The sequence below is a fragment of the Cupriavidus sp. SIMBA_020 genome, from assembly GCF_046535395.1.
In the GTDB taxonomy this organism is placed as follows: Bacteria; Pseudomonadota; Gammaproteobacteria; order Burkholderiales; family Burkholderiaceae; genus Cupriavidus; species Cupriavidus campinensis.
In genome coordinates, this window is record NZ_JAWRWU010000016.1 from 76,752 (window position 1) to 98,753 (window position 22,002).

Genomic DNA, 22,002 nt, shown 5'->3' on the forward strand with positions numbered 1-22,002 from the left:
GGTTCAGGCGCTCAGGCTGACAGGTCCGGCATGCGCCCGAGCAGCTTGTCGAGCGTGACCGGATAGTCGCGCACGCGCACGCCGGTGGCGTTGAACACCGCGTTGGCGATGGCCGCCCCCACGCCGCAGATGCCCAGTTCGCCCACGCCCTTGGCCTTCATCGGCGACGACATCGGGTCGGTTTCGTCGAGGAACACCACCTCCTGCGGACCGATGTCCGCATGCACGGGCACCTCGTAGCCGGCCAGATCGTGGTTGATGAAGCAGCCGAGCCGCTTGTCCACGGCCAGCTCCTCCATCAGCGCCGCGCCCACGCCCATCGTCATGGCGCCAATCACCTGGCTGCGGGCGGACTTCGGGTTGAGGATGCGCCCGGCGGCGCAAACCGCCAGCATGCGGCGCACGCGGATCTCGCAGGTGTCCGCATCCACGCCCACTTCCACGAAATGGGCGCCGAAGGTGGATTGCTGGTAGCGGCGCGTGAGGTCGCCGAACTCGATGGTGTCTTCGGCCACGATGTCGCCGCGCGCGGCCACGCTGGCCAGCGGCACGGCGCGCCCGCCGGTGCTACCTCCGGTGCTACTTCCGGTGCTGCCCCCGGCGCGGACCCGGCCGTTCTCGAACACCGCCGTGGCGGCATCGAGGCCGGCCTGCGTGGCAATCGCCTCGCGCAGCTTCACGCACGCGGCGTAGACGCCGGCGGTGGAGCTGTTGCCACCCCACTGGCCGCCCGAGCCTGACGACACCGGGAAGGCCGAATCGCCCAGCCGCACGATGACCTTGTCGATCGGCAGGCCCAGCATTTCGGCGGCGGTCTGGGCGATGATGGTGTAGCTGCCCGTGCCGATGTCGGTCATGTCGGTTTCCACGGTGACCATGCCGCGCTTGTCCAGCCGCACGCGCGCGCCCGACTTGGCCACCTGGTTGTTGCGGAACGCCGCCGCCACGCCCATGCCCACCAGCCACTGCCCGTCGCGCACCGCGCCGGGGCGCGTGGCGCGGCCCGGCCAGCCGAAGCGCTCGGCGCCAATGCGCAGGCAATCGACCAGACGCCGCTGCGAGAACGGGCGCTCGGGCTTCTCCGGGTCCACCTGGGTGTCGTTGCGGACGCGGAATTCCACCGGATCGAGGCCGAGCTTGCCGGCCATCTCGTCCATGGCGATTTCCAGCGCCATCATGCCGGGCGCCTCGCCGGGCGCGCGCATGGCGTTGCCTTCCGGCAGGTCCAGCGCGGACAGGCGCAGCGCGGTCATGCGATGGGCGCCGGCGTAGAGCAGGCGGGTCTGCTGCACCGCGTTCTCGGGCTTCACGCCGTCGATGTCGCCGGACCAGCTTTCATGGCCGATGGCGGTCAGCCGGCCGTCACGCCCGGCGCCCAGCCGGATGCGCTGGATCGTGGCGGGCCGGTGCGGCGTGTTGTTGAAGATCAGCGGGCGCGTCAGGGCCACTTTCACGGGCCGGCGCACCGCCCGCGCGCCGAGGGCGGCGAGCACCGCATCGGCGCGCACGAACAGCTTGCCGCCGAAGCCACCGCCGATAAAGGGCGAGATCAGGCGCACGTTTTCCTTCGGCACGCCGAGCGTCTGGGCGAGGTCGCCCCGGCTCCAGTCGATCATCTGGTTGGACGTCCACACCGTGAGCTGGTCGCCGTTCCAGCTGGCCATCGACGCATGGGGCTCCATCATCGCGTGGGCCTGGTCGGGGGTGGAGTAGGTGGCGTCCAGCTGCACCGGGGCCGCCGCGAACGCGCCGGGGAAGTCCCCCCGGGCCGATTCGGGCACGCCGGACTTCGGGCGTGTGGCCCCATCGCGTGAGGCGGCGAGGTCGAAGCTGCCGCGCTCGCGTTCATAGCGCACCCGCACCAGCTGCGCTGCCGCGCGTGCCTGCTCGAAGGTCTCCGCCACGACCAGCGCGATGGCCTGGTGGTAGTGCTGTACCTCCGGGCCGCCCAGCAGCCGGGCGTTGTTGAAGCGGCCCTTGCCGAGCGTGCCGGCGTTGGCGGCGGTGACGATGGCCAGCACGCCCGGCGCGCGGTGGGCGGCGTCGGTGTCGATGGCGGCGATGCGGCCCTTGGCGATGCCGGCGCCCACCACGTAGCCATAGGCGGCGTTGCGGGCGGCGTCGTGCCATTCATAGGCGTAGCGTGCCGTGCCGGTGGTCTTGAGCGGGCCGTCGATGCGGTTGAGCGGCTGGCCGACCACCTTGAGCTGGTCGATCGGATTGGTGGTGGCGGGCGTGTCGAATTTCATCGGAGCGTCCTTTTCCTGTTTTGTCCCGTGCCTAAGCCCTTGGACCTCAGGCCTTGGCCTGCAGCAGCACGGCGCCGAGCGTGCGCTCGGCCAGCGCCACCTTGAAGGTGTTCTCGGGGGTGGGCGTGGCGCCTTCCAGCAGACGCTGGGTGACGGCACGCGCGCCGCGCGGCAGCTCTGCCTCGGCGGCTTCCACGCGCCACGGCTTGTGCGCCACGCCGCCCAGCGCCACCCGGCCGGTGCCGTCGCGCTGGAGGATGGCCGCCACCGAGACCAGCGCGAACGCGTACGAGGCCCGGTCACGCACCTTGCGGTAGGCGTGTACGCCGCCGAGCGGGCGCGGCAGCGTGACAGCCGTAATCAGCTCGCCCGGCAGCAGCGCGGTCTCGATATGCGGCGTGTTGCCCGGCAGGCGATGGAAATCGGCAATCGGAATGGTGCGCGCGGTGCCGTTGGGCTGGACGGTCTCCACGGTGGCGTCGAGCAGGCGCATGGCCACGGCCATGTCGCTCGGATGGGTGGCGATGCACGCCTCGCTGACGCCGATCACCGCGTGCTGGCGGGTCACGCCGCCGATGGCGGAGCAGCCGCTGCCCGGCGCGCGCTTGTTGCACGGCAGGTTGGTATCGTAGAAGTAGGGGCAGCGCGTGCGTTGCAGCAGGTTGCCGGCCGTGGTGGCCTTGTTGCGCAACTGGCCCGAGGCGCCGGCCAGCAGCGCGCGGGACAGCACGCCGTAGTCGCGCCGCACGCGGGTATCGGCGGCCAGGTCGGTATTGCGCACCAGCGCGCCCACGCGCAGGCCGCCTTCGGCGGTGGGCTCGATCTTGTCGAGCCGCAGGCCGTTCACGTCGATCAGGTGCGTGGGGGACTCGATGCCGAGCTTCATCAGGTCGAGCAGGTTGGTGCCGCCCGCGATAAAGCGGCTGCCCGGCGTGCGCGCGGCGGCTGCGGCGGCCTCCGCCGGGGTCTTGGCGCGTTCGTAGCTGAAGGGATTCATGCCTGCCTCCCGGCCACTTCGCTCATGGCATCGGCGATGTTGGCGTAGGCGCCGCAGCGGCAGATATTGCCGCTCATGCGCTCGCGGAACTCCACCACGTTCATCTGCGGCCGCGCGTTGAGGTCGGCGCTGACATGGCTGGGAATGCCCTGGCGGATCTCGTCGAGCACGGCCACGGCGGAGCAGATCTGGCCCGGCGTGCAATAACCGCACTGGTATCCGTCATGCTTGACGAAGGCGGCCTGCATCGGATGCAGGCTGCTGGGCGTGCCCAGGCCCTCGATAGTGGTGACCTTGCCCCCATCGTGCATCACGGCCAGCGACAGACAGGCGTTGATGCGCCGCCCATCGGCCATCACCGTGCAGGCGCCGCACTGGCCGTGGTCGCAGCCCTTCTTGGTGCCGGTGAGGTGCAGGTGTTCGCGCAGGGCGTCCAGCAGCGTGGTGCGGGTGTCCAGCTTGAGCGTATGGCGGCGGCCATTGACGTCGAGCGTGACGCTGGCCACCACGGGCGGGCGGCTGGCGCCGGGGGAGGGGGTGTTTACATTAGCGGGGCTGTCTTGCGCCTGGGCGGCGGGCACGGCGACCGCCGTGGCCGAAGCCGCGCCCGCCTTGAGCAGGTCGCGCCGTGACATTCTGATGTCGCCGAAATCTTCCAGGGGGGGCATCCTTGTTATGTGGACTTTCGGGCAAGGCAAACCGGAATGATAGGAGGCGTGGCGCACAAAGGGTAGCCGCAAGAATCTGCATACGCTTGTTAGCTGTGCTCATGAATCCAGGGGTCTTGGCGCCTGTCACAGCTCCGGCGGCAGCAGGCAGACCATGCTGCCGCAAGCGGCCTCGATGCGTTGCCGGAGGTAGCGGATCACGCCCGTGGCCCGTGCGGAAAGGGGCCATTCGGCGCGATGGATCCACCAGAGCGTGTCCACCACCGGCGGGCCGCATTCGGCCACCTTGACCGGCCGGGTGCGCTCCCACGCCTCGCGGGCGAAGCGCGGCACCACGGTGAAGCCCAGCCCCCGCGCCACCGGCTCGTGCAGCATGCCGATCTGGTTGCTGAAGCCGCGCCGGGGCAGGTGGAAGGCGCCCGGATTGCCGGGAAAGCGCCGGCTCAGCAGCCGGTTGGCCATCGCCTGGCCTTCGGCATGGTCGATGAAGCCGATGCGCACGAGGTCGTCCCAGCTATGGACTTCCTCGTCCGGCGGGATCACCAGCTCCAGCGGTTCTTCGATGAACGGCGTGGCGGTCAGGCGCGTGTCGTCCGGCTTGAGCGTGACGATGCCAAGTTCGTAGCGGTTGTGCAGCACCGCCTCCAGCACCTCGGTATCGGGCGCGAAGCGGTGCCTCACGGCGAGCCCGGGGTGTTCCTGCTGGAGGTCCAGCAGCATCGGGTAGATAAATAGCCCGATGCTGCCGGGCGTGATCAGCGCCACCTCGCCCTGCGTGGCATCGGCGTCGGAGAGCCGCGAGGCCAGCCGCTCATGCGCCTGGTTCACCTCGGCGCAGTATTCCAGCAACGCTGCACCCGCCGGGGTCAGTTCCAAGGCGCGGGGCCGGCGGATCAACAGTGATCCATACAGATCTTCCAGATGCCGCACGTGCTGGCTGACGGCGGCCTGGGTCAGCCCCAGGCGGTCAGCCGTACGCGTGAAGTTGCCCAGTTCCGCCAGCGTTGCGAAGGATTTCAGCCATTGGGGGTTCACCATCACCGAATCACCATCACCGAATCACCATAACAAACTCTTATTGAGGCAATAATCGCCAGATAGTTTTCATTATAGCCACGCCCGCATACGATTGGCACCCTCGATAACACCCCCGGAGCCATCCGATGAGCGACGCCGCTTTGTTCACCCCTTTTACGCTGAAAGACGTCACGCTGCGCAACCGCATCGCCATTCCGCCGATGTGCCAGTACAGCGCCGTCGACGGTGTCACCAACGACTGGCATCTGGCGCACTACACCGGGCTGGCGCGCGGCGGTGCGGGCCTGGTGATCGTCGAGGCCACGGCGGTGTCGCCGGAAGGCCGTATCTCCCCGGGCTGCACCGGTCTCTGGAACGATGAGCAGATGGCCGGCATGGCGCGCATCGCCGCCGCCATCAAGGCCGGCGGTGCCGTGGCCGGCATCCAGATCGCCCACGCCGGCCGCAAGGCCAGCGCCAACCGGCCCTGGGAAGGCGACGACCATATCGCCGAGGACGATGCGCGCGGCTGGCCGACCATCGCCCCGTCCGCCGTGCCGTTCGGCGCCCATCTGCCCAAGGTGCCGAAGGCGATGACGTTGGACGACATCGCCCGTGTGCAGGCTGACTTCGTGGCCGCCGCCAAGCGCGCGCTGGAAGCCGGCTTCCAGTGGCTGGAGCTGCACTTCGCCCACGGGTATCTCGCCCAGAGCTTCTTCTCGCGCCACACCAACCAGCGTACCGACGGCTATGGCGGCGACGTGGCTGGCCGCAGCCGCTTCCTGCTGGAAACACTGGCCGCCGTGCGCGAAGTCTGGCCGAAGAACCTGCCGCTGACGGCGCGCTTTGGCGTGATCGAATATGACGGCGACGACGCTCGCACGCTTGAGGAATCGATCCAGTTGACCCGCGCGATGCGCGAGGGCGGGCTCGATATGCTCAACGTCAGCGTTGGCTTCACCATCCCGGACGTGCAGATTCCGTGGGGCCCGGCCTTCCTGGCCCCGGTGGCCGAGCGCGTGCGTCGCGAGGCCGGCCTGCCGGTGGCGGCTTCGTGGGGCATCGACAATCCGGCCATTGCCAACCAGGCCGTGGCCGATGGCCAGATCGACCTCGTCATGGTGGGCCGCGCGCTGCTGTCCAACCCGCACTGGCCGTACCAGGCGGCCATGGCGCTGAACGTGGAGCGCCCGTCGTGGGTGCTGCCGGCGCCGTACGCACACTGGCTCGAGCGCTACAAGGTGCAGCAGTAAGGCGGATCTCGGCGGCGCCGCTTGAAGCGCCGCCGATCGTCCCCATCTACGCGCCTTTGCCGCCCTCAACCCCATCGACGCATGTACAAGAAAGGCTCCGTCCTCGAACTTCAGTTTTCCCCGCAACGCCTGAACGATGGCGCTGGTGATCCGTTCTGGATCGACTTCACGCTGGAGGAGACCCAGGCGCTGATGGCGCGGCTCCAGGGTCATCTGGCCGATCTGGCCAGCGGCACGGCCGCGCCGCTGGTCTTCAGCCTCGATGACCCCGAAGCCAGCCAGGACGCCCCCGTCAGCGCCGAGAAGCCGGCGGCCCCCGAAGCGGAATTCAAGCAATGGGTGTGCATCATCTGCGGCTGGGTCTACGACGAAGCGGCCGGCTTGCCGGAGGACGGCATCGCGCCCGGCACGCGCTGGGAAGACATTCCGGACGACTGGCGCTGCCCCGAGTGCGACGTGGGCAAGGAAGACTTCGCGATGGTGGAGTTCTGAGCGGTCCGAGCTGATCGGTACCTGAAATGAAAAACAGGGCGGGAGTGCATCCCCGCCCTGTTTTTTTGGCCTTTCGCCCTGGGGCGGCGGCGCCTACCTCGGCACGCTGTACAGCAGCGTCGGCGCGGCCAGGATCGACACGGTTGCGGGCGTCAGCGGCGTCAAGGCCCCGGTCACGCCGATAACGTACTGGCGGATTTCGAGGCTGGCGGCGTTCGGCACATAAAGGAAGCGCCCGCTCGGATCGATCGTCGGCGCGCCGGGGAAGGCGCCCGCGGCAACGGTGGGCTGAGGCATTGCCACCAGCGTGCCATCGGCGGCGATCGTGTACTGCGAGATCTTGCCGGTTGCCGGGCTCGTGGCGTACAGGTAGCGGCCCGAAGGGTCGATGCTGAGGTGCTGGGGCGGCCCGTCGGTGGCAATGAGCGTGGCCGGCAGGGGCGTCACATTGCCTGCACCATCGACGCGATACTCCATGATTCGGTTATTGATGGGGTCCGCCACATATAGATAGCTATTGGAGGGATGCATCGCCAGCGCAGACGGCGCCACAGCCAGGGCTAGATGGCTGCTGGAGGTCAGCGAGCCATCCGGGGCGATCGCAAAGACGTCGAACCCCGGTGTGGCGGACGAGCTGGCAATCAGGTACTGGCCGTCGGGTGTGGCGACCATCGTATCGGGCCGGAAGGTCGTGCCGATCGGGGTCGTCGGGGTCGTCATGTTGCCGAGGACATCGAGAGTGGCGGTGCGGATGTTGAATACATCACTTCCCACGAAGAGGAACCGTCCGAGGGGGTCGCGCAACAGGCTGGTGGGCGTGCCGCCGTAGGCCCAGTTCCCCGCGCTGCTGATCCACGTGCCGTCCGCGGCCACGTCGAACTTGTACGTCCATCCGCTCGTCGTCGAAAAGTACAGCGTTCTCAAGCTGTCGTCATAGGCCATGGCGATCGGATCCCCGCTGTAGCCATAGGCATTGCCGGAAATGACCAGCTGGCCGTCCGACATCACGCTGTAGACGTCCGTCCGCGTGGCGGAGGCGGCCGGCATGTAGAGGGTGCCAATCGGCTGCGAGGTGCAGATCACTGCGATATTCGTGACGTTGGCGGCGGCCACCGTGCCGGAGCTGTTCACCACGGTACAGGTCTGCCCGAGTGGCAGGGTGTTGATGGTGACATTGAAGGTGCCGCCCGTCGGAAGGGCGGTCGGCATGGTGAATCCGCCGTTCGCAGAAATCGTGAGGAAGTCCGTGCCGTTGTTGGCCAGGGTGACCTGGCTCGACAGACCCGACACGGTGCCGCCCACACTGTATGTGGTCGTGGCGCAAACCACGTCCACCGAGGCAATGTCCGCGATGACCGCGCTGCCTTGGTGGCCATTCACGGTGCAGGTCTGGTCGGCCGGCTGAGCGGACACCGTCACGAGGTAGCTGCCGTTGTACGGCACGGGTGTCGGAAAGCTGAACGTGCCATTCGCGCTGAGGGTCAGGGCATCCGCGCCATTGTTGTGCAGGACGACCGATTGCCCGGCGGCCAGTCCGCTGACCTTGCCACTGACGGTGAAGCGGGTGGTGGCGCAGACCACGGCGATATTCGTGACCGCTGCGGTCACACCGGCCCCGGCGCCGCCTGCTACCGAGCAGACCTGTCCGGCCGGCTGCTGGGCGATGGTGACCGCGTAGCCGCCGTTGTGGGCCACGGGCGTGGCGAAGGTAAAGCTGCCGTCGGCGGTCAGCGTCAGCGCATCCAGCCCGTTGTTTTGCAGCACCAGTTGGCTGCCGGCGGTGAGGCCGGCGAGGGTGCCGCCGATGGCGTACGGGCCGGGGGTTGCCGGCACCGTGGGCGCCGGGGGCACTGCCGGTGCCTCGCTGGATTCGTCCGCCGCGCATCCGCCCAACAGCAGGGCGGTGAACAGCGCGAGGCATGGCAGAAAGGCGGCTTGTACGCGCGAAGGCCGCGCGGCGTGGCGCCTGCGCAGGAGATGGCTCATGATTGGACCCGTTTGTGATTATTGTTGATAAGTCAAGCCGCAGAAACGTAGCAAGAAAACCGGCATGAATCAAGACGGCGCAATTCAGTCGACGCTTGGTGCTGGACGCCGAAATGAAAAAACCCCTTGCACAGCAGTGCAAGGGGTTTGCCGGCCGGGCTGGCGGGGTCTACGCCGCCAGTTGCTGCGGCGCCACGCCGAAGTGCGGATGCCGGGAGAACAGGTCAGCCGCCCAGTTCACGAAGACCCGCACTTTCGCCGACAGGTGGCGGTTCTGCGGGTACATCGCCGAAATCGGCAATTCCTCGGTCTGCCAGTCACTCATGACCTCCACCAGCCGGCCGCTCTGGACGTAGGGCTCCGCCATCGCCCGGGAGATCTGGGCGATGCCGTGGCCTTCCAGCGCGCAGCCGATGTAGACGTCGGCGTCATTGGTGGAGATGGCCGAGGGCAGCAGGATCTCGCTGCTCTCGCCGTTGCGTGACAGCACCCACGGCATCTCGCGGCCGTGCCGGTTGGACAGGTAGTTGATGGCCTTGTGCTGCGCCAGCTCGGTCAGGTCGGCGGGTGTGCCAAAACGCCGCAGGTAGATCGGCGAGGCAAAGAACGCCAGTTTGACCTGGCCCAGGCGCCGCGCCACCATCGCCTCGTCCAGCGCGCCCACGCGCAGCACCACGTCCACGCCTTCCTGCAGCAGGTCGATCGGCTTGCCGTTAATGGTCAGCTCGAGCTTCAGTTCCGGGTAGGCATTGTAGAAATCGTGCAGGCTGGGAATCAGCACCATCCGGGCGAGGCCGGCCGTGGTGTCCACGCACAGCGTGCCGCGCGGCGAGTTGTTGTGGCGCGTGAGCGACTGCTCGGCTTCCTCCACGTCCGCGAGAATGCGCACGCAGCGTTCGTAATAGGCGGCGCCGTCCGTGGTCACGCTGATGCGCCGTGTGGTCCGGTGCAGCAGCTTGACGCCGAGATGGGTCTCCAGGTTCTGGATCAGGCGGGTGAGCGTGGCTTTGGGCAGGTCAAGGGACTCCGCCGCGCGCGCAAAACTGCCGACATCCACCACCCGAGTGAATGCCTGCATAGAGACAAGACGATCCATGATGTTGCTTCCGAAAGGGGTGAGACCGGGGGCTACGTTCCGAAGGATGGTGTCTGGCGGGAGTTGGGATAGCGCATGTCAAGTGCGTGCCCTGGGTTTGCTGCCGGCGGTCCGCCAGTGGCGGCCGGAGCGGGGATGGGTGGAGGTCTGGGGGCTCGGTGGCGGGCGCGGTTCCCCAACCGTGCGTGCACCGAAGGACCGGAGTGAATCACATTTCCGGTGTCCTTGCCAAGCGTGTGGTTTCACTTCTCGCAACACTCTGGCGATTATTCCACTCCAGAAACAGTGCGTTGGCAATCTCCAGCTTTATCCCAATCGGGTCAATCACCATAATTCGTTGCATCGCAACACAGTATCGACGGCCCGTGCCGGCGTCGTAACCACCATGTCAAAGACCGTGAATCCCATCACCCCCGCCGTGAAACCGGCTGCAGGCAAGGGAGAAGCGCGCGCTGAGCAATATATGGTGGCGAGCGGCGACCGCGAGATCAAGGTCTGCGTGGCCTATCCCGCCGGGTATGCACCGGCGGCGGGCAGCACCGAGCTGCTGCCGTGGCTGGTGTACCTGCACGCGGGCGGTTTCGTCGAAGGTGGGGTGGAAGCGGCACAGGCATTGGCGCGGGATCTGGCGAAGTCGGTTCCGGCCGTGGTGGTGACGCCGGCCTACTCGCTGGCGCCCGACCATCCGTTCCCGGCCGCCCCCGAGGATGCGGTGAATACGGCAGTCTGGGTGCTCAAGCACGCCAGGAAGCTGAAGGTGGACAAGCTGCGCTTCGCGCTGGTGGGCGAGGAAGCCGGCGGCAATCTGGCGATTGCGCTGGCGCAGATGTTGCGTGACCGCGGCTTGCCGCAGCCGGCCGGGCAATGGCTGATCCGCCCCGTGACAGACCCGTGCCTCCAGCATGCGTCGATGTGCACGACCGGGCAGGTGCCGATGGAGATGCTGCGCCGCCTGGCCTGCAATTATCGCGAATACCTGCCCACGCCGGCCGCCAGCGTGCACCCGTATGCGGCACCGGCCATGGCATCGCGCCTGGTGGGGCTGCCCTCCACGCTGGTGCAGGTGGCCGAGAAGGATGCATTGCGTGCCGAGGGCGAAGCCTTCGCGGCAAAACTCGTCAAGGCGGGCATTCCGGCCCGCACCCTGATCATGCCCGGCGCCTGTGGCGACGGGGTGGAAGAATCCCATGAGCAGTGCCAGGCATGGGTCAACGAAGGAGCGCGGTTCCTGCGCGAGTGTTTTGCGCAAACCGACGATACCTCATCACCGGCCGAACGCCGGCCCGGCGCTCAAGGAGCCTGAGCGTCCGGAGCAAGTTAGCCAGCGCCCTTTGAGGCTGGCAGCGGTAGTGGCATAGCCCCGTCCATCCAGGCGGGGACGAACCCTTGTTTCCCATTTTTCCGGGCCGTCCAGCCCGGCGGGCGGCGTTCGGCCTTTTGCTTTTCCAGTTGAAGAAAACCCGACGAACACGGAGTGAAGAAAAATGAATCATCAGTCTCGACGCACGCTGATCGCCATTGCCATCGTGGCAATCCTGGGCGCCGGCGTGGCTACCTCGGTTCTGCGTCCCTGGCACGGCGGGGAAGCACAGGCCAACCCGGCGCCGTCCGCGCCTGCGGTGGAAGTGGCGGCGGCAGTGGGGCAGACCATCACCGAATGGGATGAATTCTCGGGCCGCATCGAGGCCGTGGACCGCGTGGAGATCCGTCCGCGTGTCTCCGGCACCATCGACACGGTGCATTTCCGCGAAGGCTCCATCGTGAAGAAGGGCGATCCGCTGTTCACGATCGACCCGCGCCCGTATGCGGCCGAAGTGGCCCGTGCCGAAGCTGCCCTGAACGCGGCCCAGGTGCGTGCCAGCCACGCGCAGAGCGAGAAGGTACGCGCCCAGCGTCTGCTGGATGACAACGCCATCTCCAGGCGCGAGTTCGACGAGCGCATCAACACCGCCAGCGAGACCACCGCCGACGTGCGGGGCGCGCAGGCGGCGCTCGAAGTGGCGCGCCTGAACCTGAGCTACACGCGCATCGTTGCACCGGTCTCGGGCAAGGTGTCGCGTGCGGAAATCACGGTAGGCAACCTGGTGGCCGCGGGCGCGGCTTCGCCGCCGCTGACCACGGTGGTGTCGGTCTCGCCGGTGTACGCGAGCTTCGACGTGGACGAGCAGAGCTACCTGCGCTACACGGCGCCGGGCGCCGGCGGCGGCAAGAACGACCTGCCGGTGTTCGTCGGCCTGGCCAACGAGGACGACTACCCGCACAAGGGCAAGATCCACTCGGTGGACAACCGGCTGGATACGCGCAGCGGCACCATCCGCGTGCGCGCGGTGTTCGACAACGCCGATGGCCGCCTGCTGCCGGGTCTCTACGCCAAGGTCAAGCTCGGCGGCGGCACGCCGCACCCGGCGGTGCTGATCAACGACCGCGCCATCGGCACGGACCAGGGCAAGAAGTTCGTGCTGGTGGTGGACAAGGCCAACAAGCTGGTCTACCGCGAGGTGAACCTCGGGCCGTCGTTCGAAGGGCTGCGCGTGATCCGCAAGGGTCTGCAGCCGGGCGAGAACATCGTCGTGAACGGCCTGATGCGCGTGCGCCCGGGCGACACGGTGGCGCCCAAGCCGGTGGCCATGGCCTATCGCAGCGAACTGGAACCGCGCGGCACCACGCCGGACCGCAAGCAGGCTGCCGACGACAAGGCAGGCCAGGCCGACAAGCCTGCCGAAGCCGTGGCCAAGACCGTGAGCTGAGCACTACCCCGCAGCACGCACAGGTAGCTTAATTTTTTCTCCCTTGCAGCATATGGCGTCCGCCCCGGCGGACGGCCAGGGGGAGTGCTTTCGCCGAGACCAAGATGAATCTCTCGAAATTCTTTATCGATCGCCCGATTTTTGCGGGCGTGTTGTCGGTGCTGATCTTCCTGATCGGCGCCATCTCGATGTTCAAGCTACCAATCTCGGAATACCCCGAGGTGGTGCCGCCGTCAGTCGTGGTGCGCGCGCAGTTCCCGGGCGCCAACCCGAAGGTGATCGCCGAAACGGTGGCCACGCCGCTGGAAGAGCAGATCAATGGCGTCGAGGACATGCTCTACATGAACTCGCAGGCCAACAGCGACGGCAACCTCACGCTGACGGTGACCTTCAAGCTCGGCACGGACCCGGACAAGGCCCAGCAGCTGGTGCAGAACCGCGTCTCGCAAGCCGAGCCGCGCCTGCCCGAGGATGTACGCCGCCTGGGTATCACAACCGTCAAGAGCTCGCCCGACCTGACCATGGTGGTTCACCTGGTTTCGCCGAACGACCGCTACGACATGACGTACCTGCGCAACTACGCGCTGATCAACGTGAAGGACCGCCTCGCGCGGATCCAGGGCGTGGGCCAGGTGCAGATGTTCGGCTCGGGCGACTACTCGATGCGCGTGTGGCTGAACCCGGAGAAGATCGCCGAGCGCCATCTTGCGGCGTCCGACGTGGTCAAGGCCATCCGCGAGCAGAACGTGCAGGTGGCAGCCGGTGTGATCGGCCAGTCGCCGTCGCTGCCGGGCACCGACCTGCAGCTCTCGGTGAACGCGCAGGGCCGTCTGCAGACGGTGGAGGAGTTTGGTGACATCGTCGTCAAGTCCTCGCCCGACGGTGCGGTGACGTACCTGAAGGACATCGCCCGCATCGAACTCGGCGCATCGGAGTACGCACTGCGCTCGCTGCTGGACAACAAGTCCGCCGTGGCGCTGCCGATTTTCCAGTCGCCGGGCTCCAACGCCATCCAGATCTCGGATGACGTGCGCAAGACCATGGCCGAGCTCAAGGAGAACATGCCGGAGGGCGTGGACTTCAGCATCGTCTATGACCCGACACAGTTCGTGCGCCACAGTATCGAAGCCGTGGTTCACACCCTGTTCGAGGCCATCGCGCTGGTGGTGCTGGTGGTGATCCTGTTCCTGCAGACCTGGCGTGCGTCGATCATCCCGCTGCTGGCGGTGCCGGTGTCGATCGTCGGTACGTTCGGGCTGATGCATGCGTTTGGCTTCTCGATCAACGCGCTGTCGCTGTTCGGGCTCGTGCTGGCCATCGGTATCGTGGTGGATGATGCGATCGTGGTGGTGGAGAACGTCGAGCGGAACATCGAGGAAGGGCTTTCGCCGAAGGAGGCCACCTACAAGGCCATGCGCGAAGTGAGCGGCCCGATCATCGCCATCGCGCTGACCCTGATCGCCGTGTTCGTGCCGCTGGCCTTCATGACGGGCCTGACCGGCCAGTTCTACAAGCAGTTCGCGCTGACCATCTCGATCTCGACGATCATCTCGGCCTTCAACTCGCTGACGCTCTCGCCGGCGCTGTCGGCCCTGCTGCTGCGCGGCCATGATGCACCGAAGGATTGGCTCACGCGTGGCATGGACAAGGTCTTCGGCGGCTTCTTCAAGCGCTTCAACCGGTTCTTCCACCGCAGCTCCGATAACTATGGCCGCGGCGTGACCGGTGTGATCCGCCGCAAGGGTGCGGTGTTCGGCGTCTACGCCGTGATGCTGGTGGCCACGTGGGGCGTGTTCCAGATGGTGCCGAAGGGCTTCGTGCCGGCGCAGGACAAGCAGTACCTGGTGAGCTTTGCCAAGCTGCCGGACGGCGCCACGCTGGACCGTACGGAAGACGTGATCCGCCGCATGTCGGATATCGCCCTCAAGCATCCGGGCGTGGAATCGGCCGTGGCCTTCCCGGGCCTGTCGATCAACGGCTTCACCAACAGCCCGAGTGCCGGCATCGTGTTCGTCACGCTCGATCCGTTCGATCAACGCAAGAGCAAGGCGTTGTCCGGCGATGCCATCGCGGCGGATCTGAACAAGCAGTACGGTGCGATCCAGGACGCGTTTATTGCCGTGTTCCCGCCGCCGCCCGTGCAGGGCCTGGGCACCATCGGTGGTTTCAAGCTGATGATCGAGGACCGCGCCGCGCTGGGCTATGACGCGCTGTTCGATGCAACCAATGCGTTCATGGGCAAGGCACGCGCCACGCCGGAGCTGGCTGGCATCTTCAGCAACTACCAGGTGAATGTGCCGCAGCTCGACGTGCAGCTTGACCGCACCAAGGCCAAGCAGTTGGGCGTGCCGGTGACGGACGTGTTCGATACGCTGCAGACCTACCTCGGTTCGGCCTACGTGAACGACTTCAACAAGTTCGGCCGCACGTATCAGGTGAAGGTGCAGGCGGATGCGCAGTTCCGTGCCCGTGCCGAGGACATCCTGCAGCTGAAGACCCGCAACGTGAATGGCGACATGGTGCCGCTGTCCTCGCTGGTCCAGGTGAAGCAGGGCTTTGGCCCGGACAGCGTGGTGCGCTACAACGGCTTCACGGCTGCCGACATGAACGGCGGTCCGGCACCGGGCTTCTCGTCGGGCCAGGCCCAGGCTGCTGCCGAACGCATCGCTGCCGAGACGCTGCCGAAGGGCATCAAGTTCGAATGGACCGAGCTGACCTACCAGGACATCCTGGCCGGCAACGCCGGGGTGTGGATCTTCCCGCTGTGCGTGCTGCTGGTGTTCCTGGTGCTGGCTGCCCAGTACGAGAGCCTGACGCTGCCGCTGGCCGTGATCCTGATCGTGCCGATGAGCCTGCTGGCCGCCATGACCGGCGTGTGGCTGACGCGTGGAGACAACAACATCTTCACGCAGATCGGCTTCATCGTGCTGGTGGGGCTATCCGCGAAGAACGCGATCCTGATCGTCGAATTCGCCCGGGAACTGGAGCACCACGGCCGTACGGTGGTGCAGGCCGCGATCGAGGCGAGCCGCCTGCGTCTGCGCCCGATCCTGATGACGTCGTTCGCGTTCATCATGGGTGTGGTGCCGCTGGTGATCTCGACCGGCGCCGGCTCGGAAATGCGTCATGCGATGGGCGTGGCGGTGTTCGCGGGCATGCTCGGCGTGACGTTCTTCGGCCTGTTCCTGACGCCGGTGTTCTACGTGGCGCTGCGCCTGTGGGCGACCCGCGGCCAGCGCAGGGCGGTGGCGCAGGACGCCTCGGCCTCGCACGCGGTGGCATCGGCGGAATAAGCCAATCAGAGACATGAAAGCAAAAAGGGAACACATCATGATTGCGCAATTGACACGCACGCTGCCCCGCCTGGCCACACTGGCCGCCGCGCTGGTGCTGGCGGGCTGCTCGCTGGCGCCGACCTACAAGGTGCCCGAGACCGCCTCCGTACCTGCGTTCAAGGAAGCGGAAGCGGCGCAGGCCGAAGGCGCGCAGTGGAAGACCGCCACGCCGGCCGAGGGCCAGCATCGCGGTGACTGGTGGAAGGTGTTCGGCGATGCCGACCTGGACCGCCTGATCACGGCCGCCAACGGCAACAACCAGGACCTCGCCGCTGCCGCCGCCCGGCTGAAGCAGGCGCGGGCCTTCATGGGCGCCACCGAGGCCGACCTCTATCCGCAACTGAGTGTCGGGCTCGACCCGACGCGCACGCAGGCGTCCGCCGCCTCGCAGGGCCTGCCCGACGGGACCCGTGTGTCGCCGCAGACCGTGTACAAGGCGCGCGCCTTTGCCAGCTACGAGCTGGACCTGTTCGGCCGCGTGGCCAGCAGCGTGAACGCCGCGCGGGCCGACACCCAGGCCGCCGAGGACCTGTACCGTTCCGTGCAGCTTGCGCTGCAGGCCGACACCGCGCAGGCTTACTTCGCGCTGCGCACGCTGGATAGCGAACGCGAACTGCTGAACGCGACGATCAAGCTGCGCGAGGACGCACTCTCGCTGCTGAAGAAGCGCTACGACGCTGGCGAGACCACCGACCTCGATCCGGCCCGTGCCGAAGCCGAGCTGGGCACCGCGCGCGCGGACCTGGCCGGCATCGAGCGTCGCCGCGCCAACCAGGAGCATGCGCTGGCCGTGCTGACCGGCGTGCCGCCGGCGCAGTTCACGCTGGCCGCGCGGCCCTTCGATACGGCGCCGGTGGCGGTGCCGGCCGGCCTGCCGTCGGAGCTGCTGGAGCGCCGTCCCGACATCGCTGCCGCCGAGCGGCAGATGGCGGCCGCCAACGCGCGGATCGGCGTGGCGAAGGCCGCGTTCTTCCCGCGTATCTCGCTGACCGCGCTGTTCGGCTTCGAATCGGCGGATCTGTCGAACCTGTTCAAGTGGTCCTCGCGTACGTGGATGCTTGGGCCGCTGATCGGCACGACGGTCGCGCAGACGGTGTTCGACGGTGGCCGCAACAGTTCCAACCTGGCCGGCGCGCGCGCCGCCCATGAGGAAAGCGTGGCGTCGTACCGGCAGACGGTGCTGGTGGCCTTCCGCGAAGTGGAAGACAGCCTGGCCGACGTGCGCTGGCTGAGCCAGCAGGGCACGGCACTGGACGGCGCGCTGGCGGGCGCCCGGCGTGCGCAGCGCATCTCGCGCAGCCGCTACGATGCCGGCGCGGTGGATTACCTGACCGTGATCGACGCGGACCGCACGGTGCTCCAGTCGCAGCGCGAGGCCAATCAGGTTGCGGGCCTGCGTGCGGCGGCTACGGTGTCGCTGGTGCGCAGCCTCGGCGGCGGCTGGGGTCCGCTGCCGGAGTCGGTGGCGGCCAACGGCACCACGCAACCCGCGGCGCAGCAGACCGCGCAGCAGGTCATGCGGTAGCCCATGCAGTAAGCGGCGTAACAAGTCGTAAGCCCCCGCAGGGGCACGCTGGCGCGAGGTATCCGGAGCACTACACTGGATGCATCGCGCCAGTTTCTTTTTTTGCAGGCGCCATGGAAAGAGGAGGGCGCCATGCCATCGAGACTGCTTGTTGCCATGATGGCCGCCGCCCAGTTGTCGCTGGGCATGCTGTGGCCGCAATGGGCAGGCGCCCAGCCCTCGACCACGGGATCGATCGCGGTGGGCGGCTCGGCGCATGTCAAGGGGCCAGTCACGGTGCAGGGCACCCTGAGCGTGGACGGCAGCGTCTATGCGGCGGGCCCGATCACTGCCGCGTGGTTCTCCACCCCGGGGGGCGGTTATCCGCCGCCGCCGCCGCGCGGCCTGCTCAAGGTGTTCCATGGGCCGCTGACGGTACATGGCACGATGGTGGTGCACGGCGACCTGCATGTCGATGGGCCGCTCACGGTCACCGGCCCGCTCGAGGCCGGCGGCGGCATCGACGCCAGCGGGCCGATGGTGGAGCGGCAGGCGCGTTAAGCCCGCCGGGCGCTCCGTCGCGCCGCGAATGCTGCACAATGGCGGCTTCGTCGACTCCCGCTTCTCGCCATGGCAAAAGGGGCAGCAGCCAGCCCGCAACTGGGCCTCAAGAGCATTGCAATGTTTGAAGCCGCCAAGGGCGCGCTCGTCATCCTGGCCGGCATCGGACTCGTGGCGTTGCTGCACCGCGACGCCCAGGCGCTGGCCGAGGCGATCGTCAGCCGCTTCCACATCAACCCGGCGAGCCGGTATCCCACCATCTTCCTGTCGCTGCTGGCGCATCCCACGGACGGGCGCCTCTGGGCCATCGGCGGCTCGGCCGCGATGTACGCGCTGATGCGGTTCACGGAAGCCTACGGCCTCTGGCGCGGGCGCGCGTGGGGCAACTGGCTCGGCGTGTGGTCGGGCGGCATCTATATACCGGTGGAGGTGTACGAGGCCATCCGCCACCCCACCTGGATCCATGTGGGGCTGGCCGTGGCGAACGCGCTTGTGGTGGCCTATCTCGTGACCGGGCTCGCGCGGCACCGCGTGACGTGACGAGCGCGCGCCAAAATCTGCTAAGGTAGACAGCAAGCCGCTTCGCGGCGCATTGCTCACCGATCGGAAGGCTCCGATCCCACCCGAATACGAGACCATCATGATTCACGAAATCGCCCAGATCACGATCAAGCCCGGCATGGAGTCGCAGTTCGAAGCCGCCGTGGCGCAAGCCAAGCCGCTGTTCCTGCGGGCGCGCGGCTGCCATGGCATGAACCTGCAACGCTCGATCGAGCAGCCGTCGCAATACGCGCTGGTGGTGGCCTGGGAAACCGTGGAAGACCACATGGTCCACTTCCGCGAGTCCGATGACTTCCAGACGTGGCGCAAGCTCGTGGGCGACTGCTTTGCCGCGCCGCCCCAGGTGCATCACGTCAACACCGTGCTCTGACCCGGAGGTTGCGCATGGCGACACCCCAGGAGCGCCCACGGCATTTCTCGATGCTGCGCGACCTGCAGCTGGCCGACTTTTTTACACTGGCCAACGCGGCGTGCGGCATGGGATCGGTATTTTTTGCCATGTACTACGTGGGCGAGCCGGTGCTGACCCATTTCTATATCGCGGCGGCGCTGGCGCCGGCGGCGTTCATCTTCGATGTGCTCGACGGCCGCATCGCGCGCTGGCGCCACGCCCATTCGGCGCTGGGCCGCGAACTCGATTCGCTGTCCGACATCATCTCGTTCGGCGTGGGCCCGGCCACGCTGGCCTTCGCCGCCGGCATGCGCGGCGGCTGGGACCTCGCCGCGCTGATCTACTTCGTCTGCTGCGGCGTCAGCCGTCTGGCACGCTTCAACGTAACGGCCGAAACGCTGGCCGAGGGCACCGGCAAGGTCAAGTACTTCGAAGGCACCCCGATCCCCACCAGCGTGGTGCTGACCGGCATCCTGGCGTGGTGCGCCGCCGCCGGCCGCATCGGCGACGCGCTGCCAGCCGGCGCCTGGCTGATCGGCCCCGGCACCTTCCATCCCATGGCGCTGCTGTTCGTCCTCAGCGGCTCGCTGATGATCAGCAAGACGCTGCGAATTCCGAAGTTCTAGTCGTTCTCCACCTGTTGCCCGACGCCTGGGCGTCGGGCAACTTGCCTACCTACGCCGGCCGTGTACGGGGATTGAATCGGGGCCCGACTCTGGGTAGTCTGGCGGCTCGCAGACATCATCGCGATAAAAACAACCAGGAGATTCGGCGATGCAAGACAAGGCGATGCAAGGCATGTCCCGGGCCCGGCTGGAGCGGGTCGAGCAGTTTCTCGATGCCACCTACGTGGCAAGCGGCAAGCTGCCCGGCGCGCTGGTCCAGGTGTGGCGGCGCGGCGAAGTCGTGCTGAATTCGGTGCTGGGCATGGCCGACCGCGAGCGGCAGACGCCGCTGGCCGAGGATTCGATCTTCCGCATCTACTCGATGACGAAGCCGATCACCTCGGTGGCGATCATGATGCTGGTCGAGGAATGCAAGATCGCTCTCGACGATCCGGTCAGCAAGTACATCCCGTCGTGGGAGAACCTTGGCGTCTACGCGGGCGGCTATATGGAGAGCTTCCAGACCCGGCCGGCCAAGCGCCAGATGCTGGTGGTGGACCTGCTGCGCCATACGTCCGGCCTGACCTACGGCTTCCAGCAGAACAGCAATGTCGATGCCGCCTACCGCAAGCTGAAGATTGCCGACCGCACCACCGAAGGCACGACGCTGGACGACATGGTCGAGCAGTTGTCGAAGCTGCCGCTGGAGTTCTCGCCCGGTGAGGCGTGGAACTACTCGGTCTCCACGGACGTGCTCGGTTATCTGGTTGGCAAGGTCAGCGGCATGCCGTTCGAGACCTTCGTCAAGCAGCGCATTCTCGATCCGCTGGGCATGGTGGACACCGCGTTCCACGTGCCGGAAGACAAGATTTCGCGCTTTTGCGCCTGCTATGCCGTGGGCGTGCTGGGCTCGAAAGTGGTGTCCCAGGACCGCCCGACGCTGCAGGACGACCCCCGCACCAGCCCCTACCTGAAGCCGCCCACGCTGGTCTCCGGCGGCGGCGGGCTGGTCTCGACGGCGGCCGACTACCTGCGCTTCTCGCGCATGCTGCTGCAAGGCGGCGAACTCGATGGCGTGCGCCTGCTCGGCCCCAAGACGCTGGCGCTGATGACCGCCAACCACCTTCCGGGCGGGCAGGACATTCCACGCCTGTCGCGGTCGATGTTCAGCGAAGCCACCTACGATGGCGTGGGCTTCGGCCTCGGCTTCGCCACCACGGTCACCCCCGCGAGCACGCTGATGCCAGGCAGTGCCGGCGATTTCTTCTGGGGCGGCGCCGCCAGTACCTTCTTCTGGGTCGATCCCCAGGAAGACCTGATCGGCGTGTTCCTGACGCAGTTGCTGCCGTCGTCTGCATTCCCCGTGCGGCGTCAGTTGCGTACACTGGTCTACAGCGCCATCACCGAGCCCGGCCCGGCGGCTCGCGGCAGGGGCGCCTAAGCCACCGCAGCCCCCTAAGCCGCCCTAAGCCACCCTAAGGCGCCCTAAGCCACCCTAAGCCACCCCCGCGCGCAACTCGGCCCGCACCGAGTGCGCGCGCCGGTGCGCCCCGGGCGGCAGGCCGGTGTGCTTGCGCACCACGGACCGGAACGCCGACATGTCCTGATAGCCGCACTGCTCGGCAATCGCGGTCAGGCTCAGGGTGGTCACTTCCAGCAGATGGCAGGCGCGTTCCGCGCGCAGCTTGTGCAGGAACTGCAACGGCGACATCCCCACGGATTTCATGAAGTGCCGCAGCAGCGTGCGCTCGCTGGTGGCCGCCACGGCCGCCAGCCGCGTCAGGTCGTAGGGCTCGGCCAGATGTTGTTGCAGGTGCCGGCGGGCGCGTAGCACCACGCTTTCTCGGGGCGCGTCGCCAGCGCGGAGCCAGATCTTCAGCGCCGCGCCGCGCTCGGGCTGGTCCAGCAGGGTATTGCCGACGGTGCGCGCCAGCGCGTCGCCGGCCATGCGCGCCACGGCCCGCTGCATCAGGGCGTGGATCTGCTCCATCGCCCGCGCGCTGAGCAGGTTGCCGCTCTCCACAATGGCCTGATCCGCCGGCAGCCGCCGCGCCGGCTCCCCGGCACGCATCCAGTTGGCAATCAGCCACGGCACCGCCAGCCGCCACGGCTTGGGCAAGGTCAGGCCGACCAGCAGCGCCACCGCCGTGAACGGCGCCACCAGCAGCGCGCCGTTGGCCGCTGCCGCCGCAATGGCCGCGCGCTCGGCATCGATCTGGGACAGCAGCAGTTCCAGCCCGGCAATATGGTCGAACAGCGGCGGGCCGATCACCACCATGCTGTCGCTGTCGGCCTGCGCCAGGGCGTCCAGCCCGACTACCTCGGCCCGTATGACCTCGGCGGCGGCGCGCCAGCGTTCCGGCTCGGCCGCCGCGAGCCGCCACTGGAACGGCGTGGCGTGGCCGCGCCGCCGTGGCTGCATGGAGGCCAGCGTGTTCGCGATCATCAGCGTATCGGCGGCCACGGCCAGCGTGGAGACCGCCACGGCGGGATAGCAGAGCAGATAGACGACGGTCATCGGGGCGGGGGGGGGCGGGGGC

General features: G+C 67.5%; 18 protein-coding genes. 11 read left to right on the plus strand and 7 right to left on the minus strand.

Translation table 11 applies throughout. From position 1 onward, the window contains the following. Positions 1 to 11: 11 nt before the first annotated feature. The 4 genes from paoC to SB751_RS24560 form a co-directional block, all read right to left on the minus strand. Positions 12 to 2,249 (minus strand): aldehyde oxidoreductase molybdenum-binding subunit PaoC, encoded by a 2,238-nt coding sequence (gene paoC / locus SB751_RS24545; protein ID WP_410748645.1) that lies wholly within the window; start codon positions 2,247 to 2,249, stop codon positions 12 to 14. Positions 2,250 to 2,295: 46 nt separating this feature from the next. Beyond that, positions 2,296 to 3,246 carry an FAD binding domain-containing protein gene (locus SB751_RS24550; protein WP_144196602.1) on the minus strand — a complete coding sequence of 317 codons (951 nt, stop codon included), beginning with the start codon at positions 3,244 to 3,246 and terminating at the stop codon, positions 2,296 to 2,298. Next, a complete protein-coding gene (gene paoA, locus SB751_RS24555) occupies positions 3,243 to 3,881 on the minus strand; it encodes an aldehyde dehydrogenase iron-sulfur subunit PaoA (protein ID WP_410748646.1) in 639 nt (212 codons plus the stop codon). The genes SB751_RS24550 and paoA overlap by 4 nt, the downstream gene beginning before the upstream one ends. A 159-nt stretch (positions 3,882 to 4,040) precedes the next feature. Continuing rightward, positions 4,041 to 4,952, minus strand: a complete 912-nt coding sequence (locus SB751_RS24560; protein WP_144196604.1) for a LysR family transcriptional regulator — start codon at positions 4,950 to 4,952, stop codon at positions 4,041 to 4,043. A gap of 125 nt (positions 4,953 to 5,077) precedes the next feature. Between SB751_RS24560 and SB751_RS24565 the strand changes: the two genes are divergently transcribed. Together SB751_RS24565 and SB751_RS24570 are read left to right on the plus strand one after the other, a co-directional pair. Continuing rightward, complete coding sequence (locus tag SB751_RS24565; protein ID WP_144196605.1) at positions 5,078 to 6,184, plus strand: NADH:flavin oxidoreductase/NADH oxidase; 1,107 nt, start codon at positions 5,078 to 5,080, stop codon at positions 6,182 to 6,184. Between the two features lie 81 nt (positions 6,185 to 6,265). Then, positions 6,266 to 6,676: a rubredoxin gene (locus tag SB751_RS24570; RefSeq protein WP_144196606.1), complete on the plus strand. Its 411-nt coding sequence runs from the start codon at positions 6,266 to 6,268 to the stop codon at positions 6,674 to 6,676. Between the two features lie 93 nt (positions 6,677 to 6,769). Here the strand turns inward: SB751_RS24570 and SB751_RS24575 are convergent, their stop codons facing one another. Both SB751_RS24575 and SB751_RS24580 read right to left on the minus strand, forming a co-directional pair. Beyond that, complete coding sequence (locus SB751_RS24575; RefSeq protein ID WP_410748647.1) at positions 6,770 to 8,662, minus strand: lactonase family protein; 1,893 nt, start codon at positions 8,660 to 8,662, stop codon at positions 6,770 to 6,772. Between the two features lie 169 nt (positions 8,663 to 8,831). Further along, a complete protein-coding gene (locus tag SB751_RS24580; RefSeq protein WP_144196608.1) occupies positions 8,832 to 9,758 on the minus strand; it encodes a LysR family transcriptional regulator in 927 nt (308 codons plus the stop codon). Positions 9,759 to 10,143: 385 nt separating this feature from the next. Between SB751_RS24580 and SB751_RS24585 the strand changes: the two genes are divergently transcribed. The 9 genes from SB751_RS24585 (at position 10,144) to SB751_RS24625 (ending at position 20,903) form a co-directional block, all read left to right on the plus strand. Beyond that, positions 10,144 to 11,061 carry an alpha/beta hydrolase gene (locus tag SB751_RS24585; RefSeq protein WP_144196609.1) on the plus strand — a complete coding sequence of 306 codons (918 nt, stop codon included), beginning with the start codon at positions 10,144 to 10,146 and terminating at the stop codon, positions 11,059 to 11,061. A gap of 181 nt (positions 11,062 to 11,242) precedes the next feature. After that, complete coding sequence (locus SB751_RS24590) at positions 11,243 to 12,505, plus strand: efflux RND transporter periplasmic adaptor subunit (protein WP_144196610.1); 1,263 nt, start codon at positions 11,243 to 11,245, stop codon at positions 12,503 to 12,505. A gap of 104 nt (positions 12,506 to 12,609) precedes the next feature. Beyond that, positions 12,610 to 15,798 carry an efflux RND transporter permease subunit gene (locus SB751_RS24595; protein WP_144196611.1) on the plus strand — a complete coding sequence of 1,063 codons (3,189 nt, stop codon included), beginning with the start codon at positions 12,610 to 12,612 and terminating at the stop codon, positions 15,796 to 15,798. 37 nt (positions 15,799 to 15,835) lie between these two features. Further along, positions 15,836 to 17,365 carry an efflux transporter outer membrane subunit gene (locus tag SB751_RS24600; protein WP_250025458.1) on the plus strand — a complete coding sequence of 510 codons (1,530 nt, stop codon included), beginning with the start codon at positions 15,836 to 15,838 and terminating at the stop codon, positions 17,363 to 17,365. Positions 17,366 to 17,497: 132 nt separating this feature from the next. Next, positions 17,498 to 17,905: a hypothetical protein gene (locus SB751_RS24605; protein WP_410748648.1), complete on the plus strand. Its 408-nt coding sequence runs from the start codon at positions 17,498 to 17,500 to the stop codon at positions 17,903 to 17,905. Positions 17,906 to 17,974: 69 nt separating this feature from the next. Next, positions 17,975 to 18,445, plus strand: a complete 471-nt coding sequence (locus SB751_RS24610) for a DUF2127 domain-containing protein (RefSeq protein ID WP_144196613.1) — start codon at positions 17,975 to 17,977, stop codon at positions 18,443 to 18,445. A gap of 100 nt (positions 18,446 to 18,545) precedes the next feature. Continuing rightward, positions 18,546 to 18,836, plus strand: a complete 291-nt coding sequence (locus SB751_RS24615; protein WP_144196614.1) for an antibiotic biosynthesis monooxygenase family protein — start codon at positions 18,546 to 18,548, stop codon at positions 18,834 to 18,836. A gap of 14 nt (positions 18,837 to 18,850) precedes the next feature. After that, positions 18,851 to 19,483: a CDP-alcohol phosphatidyltransferase family protein gene (locus tag SB751_RS24620; protein WP_144196615.1), complete on the plus strand. Its 633-nt coding sequence runs from the start codon at positions 18,851 to 18,853 to the stop codon at positions 19,481 to 19,483. A 148-nt stretch (positions 19,484 to 19,631) separates the two neighbouring features. Continuing rightward, positions 19,632 to 20,903 (plus strand): serine hydrolase domain-containing protein, encoded by a 1,272-nt coding sequence (locus tag SB751_RS24625; RefSeq protein WP_144203559.1) that lies wholly within the window; start codon positions 19,632 to 19,634, stop codon positions 20,901 to 20,903. Between the two features lie 54 nt (positions 20,904 to 20,957). Here SB751_RS24625 and SB751_RS24630 read toward each other — a convergent pair whose 3' ends face one another. Continuing rightward, positions 20,958 to 21,980, minus strand: coding sequence for a helix-turn-helix domain-containing protein (locus SB751_RS24630; RefSeq protein ID WP_144203561.1), 1,023 nt, complete (start codon positions 21,978 to 21,980; stop codon positions 20,958 to 20,960). Between the last annotated feature and the right edge of the window lie 22 nt (positions 21,981 to 22,002).

Coding starts and splice junctions, on each gene's coding strand:
- paoC (WP_410748645.1), bottom strand. CDS start 2,249: ATGAAATTCGACACGCCCGCCACCACCAATCCGATCGACCAGCTCAAG.
- SB751_RS24550 (WP_144196602.1), bottom strand. CDS start 3,246: ATGAATCCCTTCAGCTACGAACGCGCCAAGACCCCGGCGGAGGCCGCC.
- paoA (WP_410748646.1), bottom strand. CDS start 3,881: ATGTCACGGCGCGACCTGCTCAAGGCGGGCGCGGCTTCGGCCACGGCG.
- SB751_RS24560 (WP_144196604.1), bottom strand. CDS start 4,952: ATGGTGAACCCCCAATGGCTGAAATCCTTCGCAACGCTGGCGGAACTG.
- SB751_RS24565 (WP_144196605.1), top strand. CDS start 5,078: ATGAGCGACGCCGCTTTGTTCACCCCTTTTACGCTGAAAGACGTCACG.
- SB751_RS24570 (WP_144196606.1), top strand. CDS start 6,266: ATGTACAAGAAAGGCTCCGTCCTCGAACTTCAGTTTTCCCCGCAACGC.
- SB751_RS24575 (WP_410748647.1), bottom strand. CDS start 8,662: ATGAGCCATCTCCTGCGCAGGCGCCACGCCGCGCGGCCTTCGCGCGTA.
- SB751_RS24580 (WP_144196608.1), bottom strand. CDS start 9,758: ATGGATCGTCTTGTCTCTATGCAGGCATTCACTCGGGTGGTGGATGTC.
- SB751_RS24585 (WP_144196609.1), top strand. CDS start 10,144: ATGTCAAAGACCGTGAATCCCATCACCCCCGCCGTGAAACCGGCTGCA.
- SB751_RS24590 (WP_144196610.1), top strand. CDS start 11,243: ATGAATCATCAGTCTCGACGCACGCTGATCGCCATTGCCATCGTGGCA.
- SB751_RS24595 (WP_144196611.1), top strand. CDS start 12,610: ATGAATCTCTCGAAATTCTTTATCGATCGCCCGATTTTTGCGGGCGTG.
- SB751_RS24600 (WP_250025458.1), top strand. CDS start 15,836: ATGATTGCGCAATTGACACGCACGCTGCCCCGCCTGGCCACACTGGCC.
- SB751_RS24605 (WP_410748648.1), top strand. CDS start 17,498: ATGCCATCGAGACTGCTTGTTGCCATGATGGCCGCCGCCCAGTTGTCG.
- SB751_RS24610 (WP_144196613.1), top strand. CDS start 17,975: ATGGCAAAAGGGGCAGCAGCCAGCCCGCAACTGGGCCTCAAGAGCATT.
- SB751_RS24615 (WP_144196614.1), top strand. CDS start 18,546: ATGATTCACGAAATCGCCCAGATCACGATCAAGCCCGGCATGGAGTCG.
- SB751_RS24620 (WP_144196615.1), top strand. CDS start 18,851: ATGGCGACACCCCAGGAGCGCCCACGGCATTTCTCGATGCTGCGCGAC.
- SB751_RS24625 (WP_144203559.1), top strand. CDS start 19,632: ATGCAAGACAAGGCGATGCAAGGCATGTCCCGGGCCCGGCTGGAGCGG.
- SB751_RS24630 (WP_144203561.1), bottom strand. CDS start 21,980: ATGACCGTCGTCTATCTGCTCTGCTATCCCGCCGTGGCGGTCTCCACG.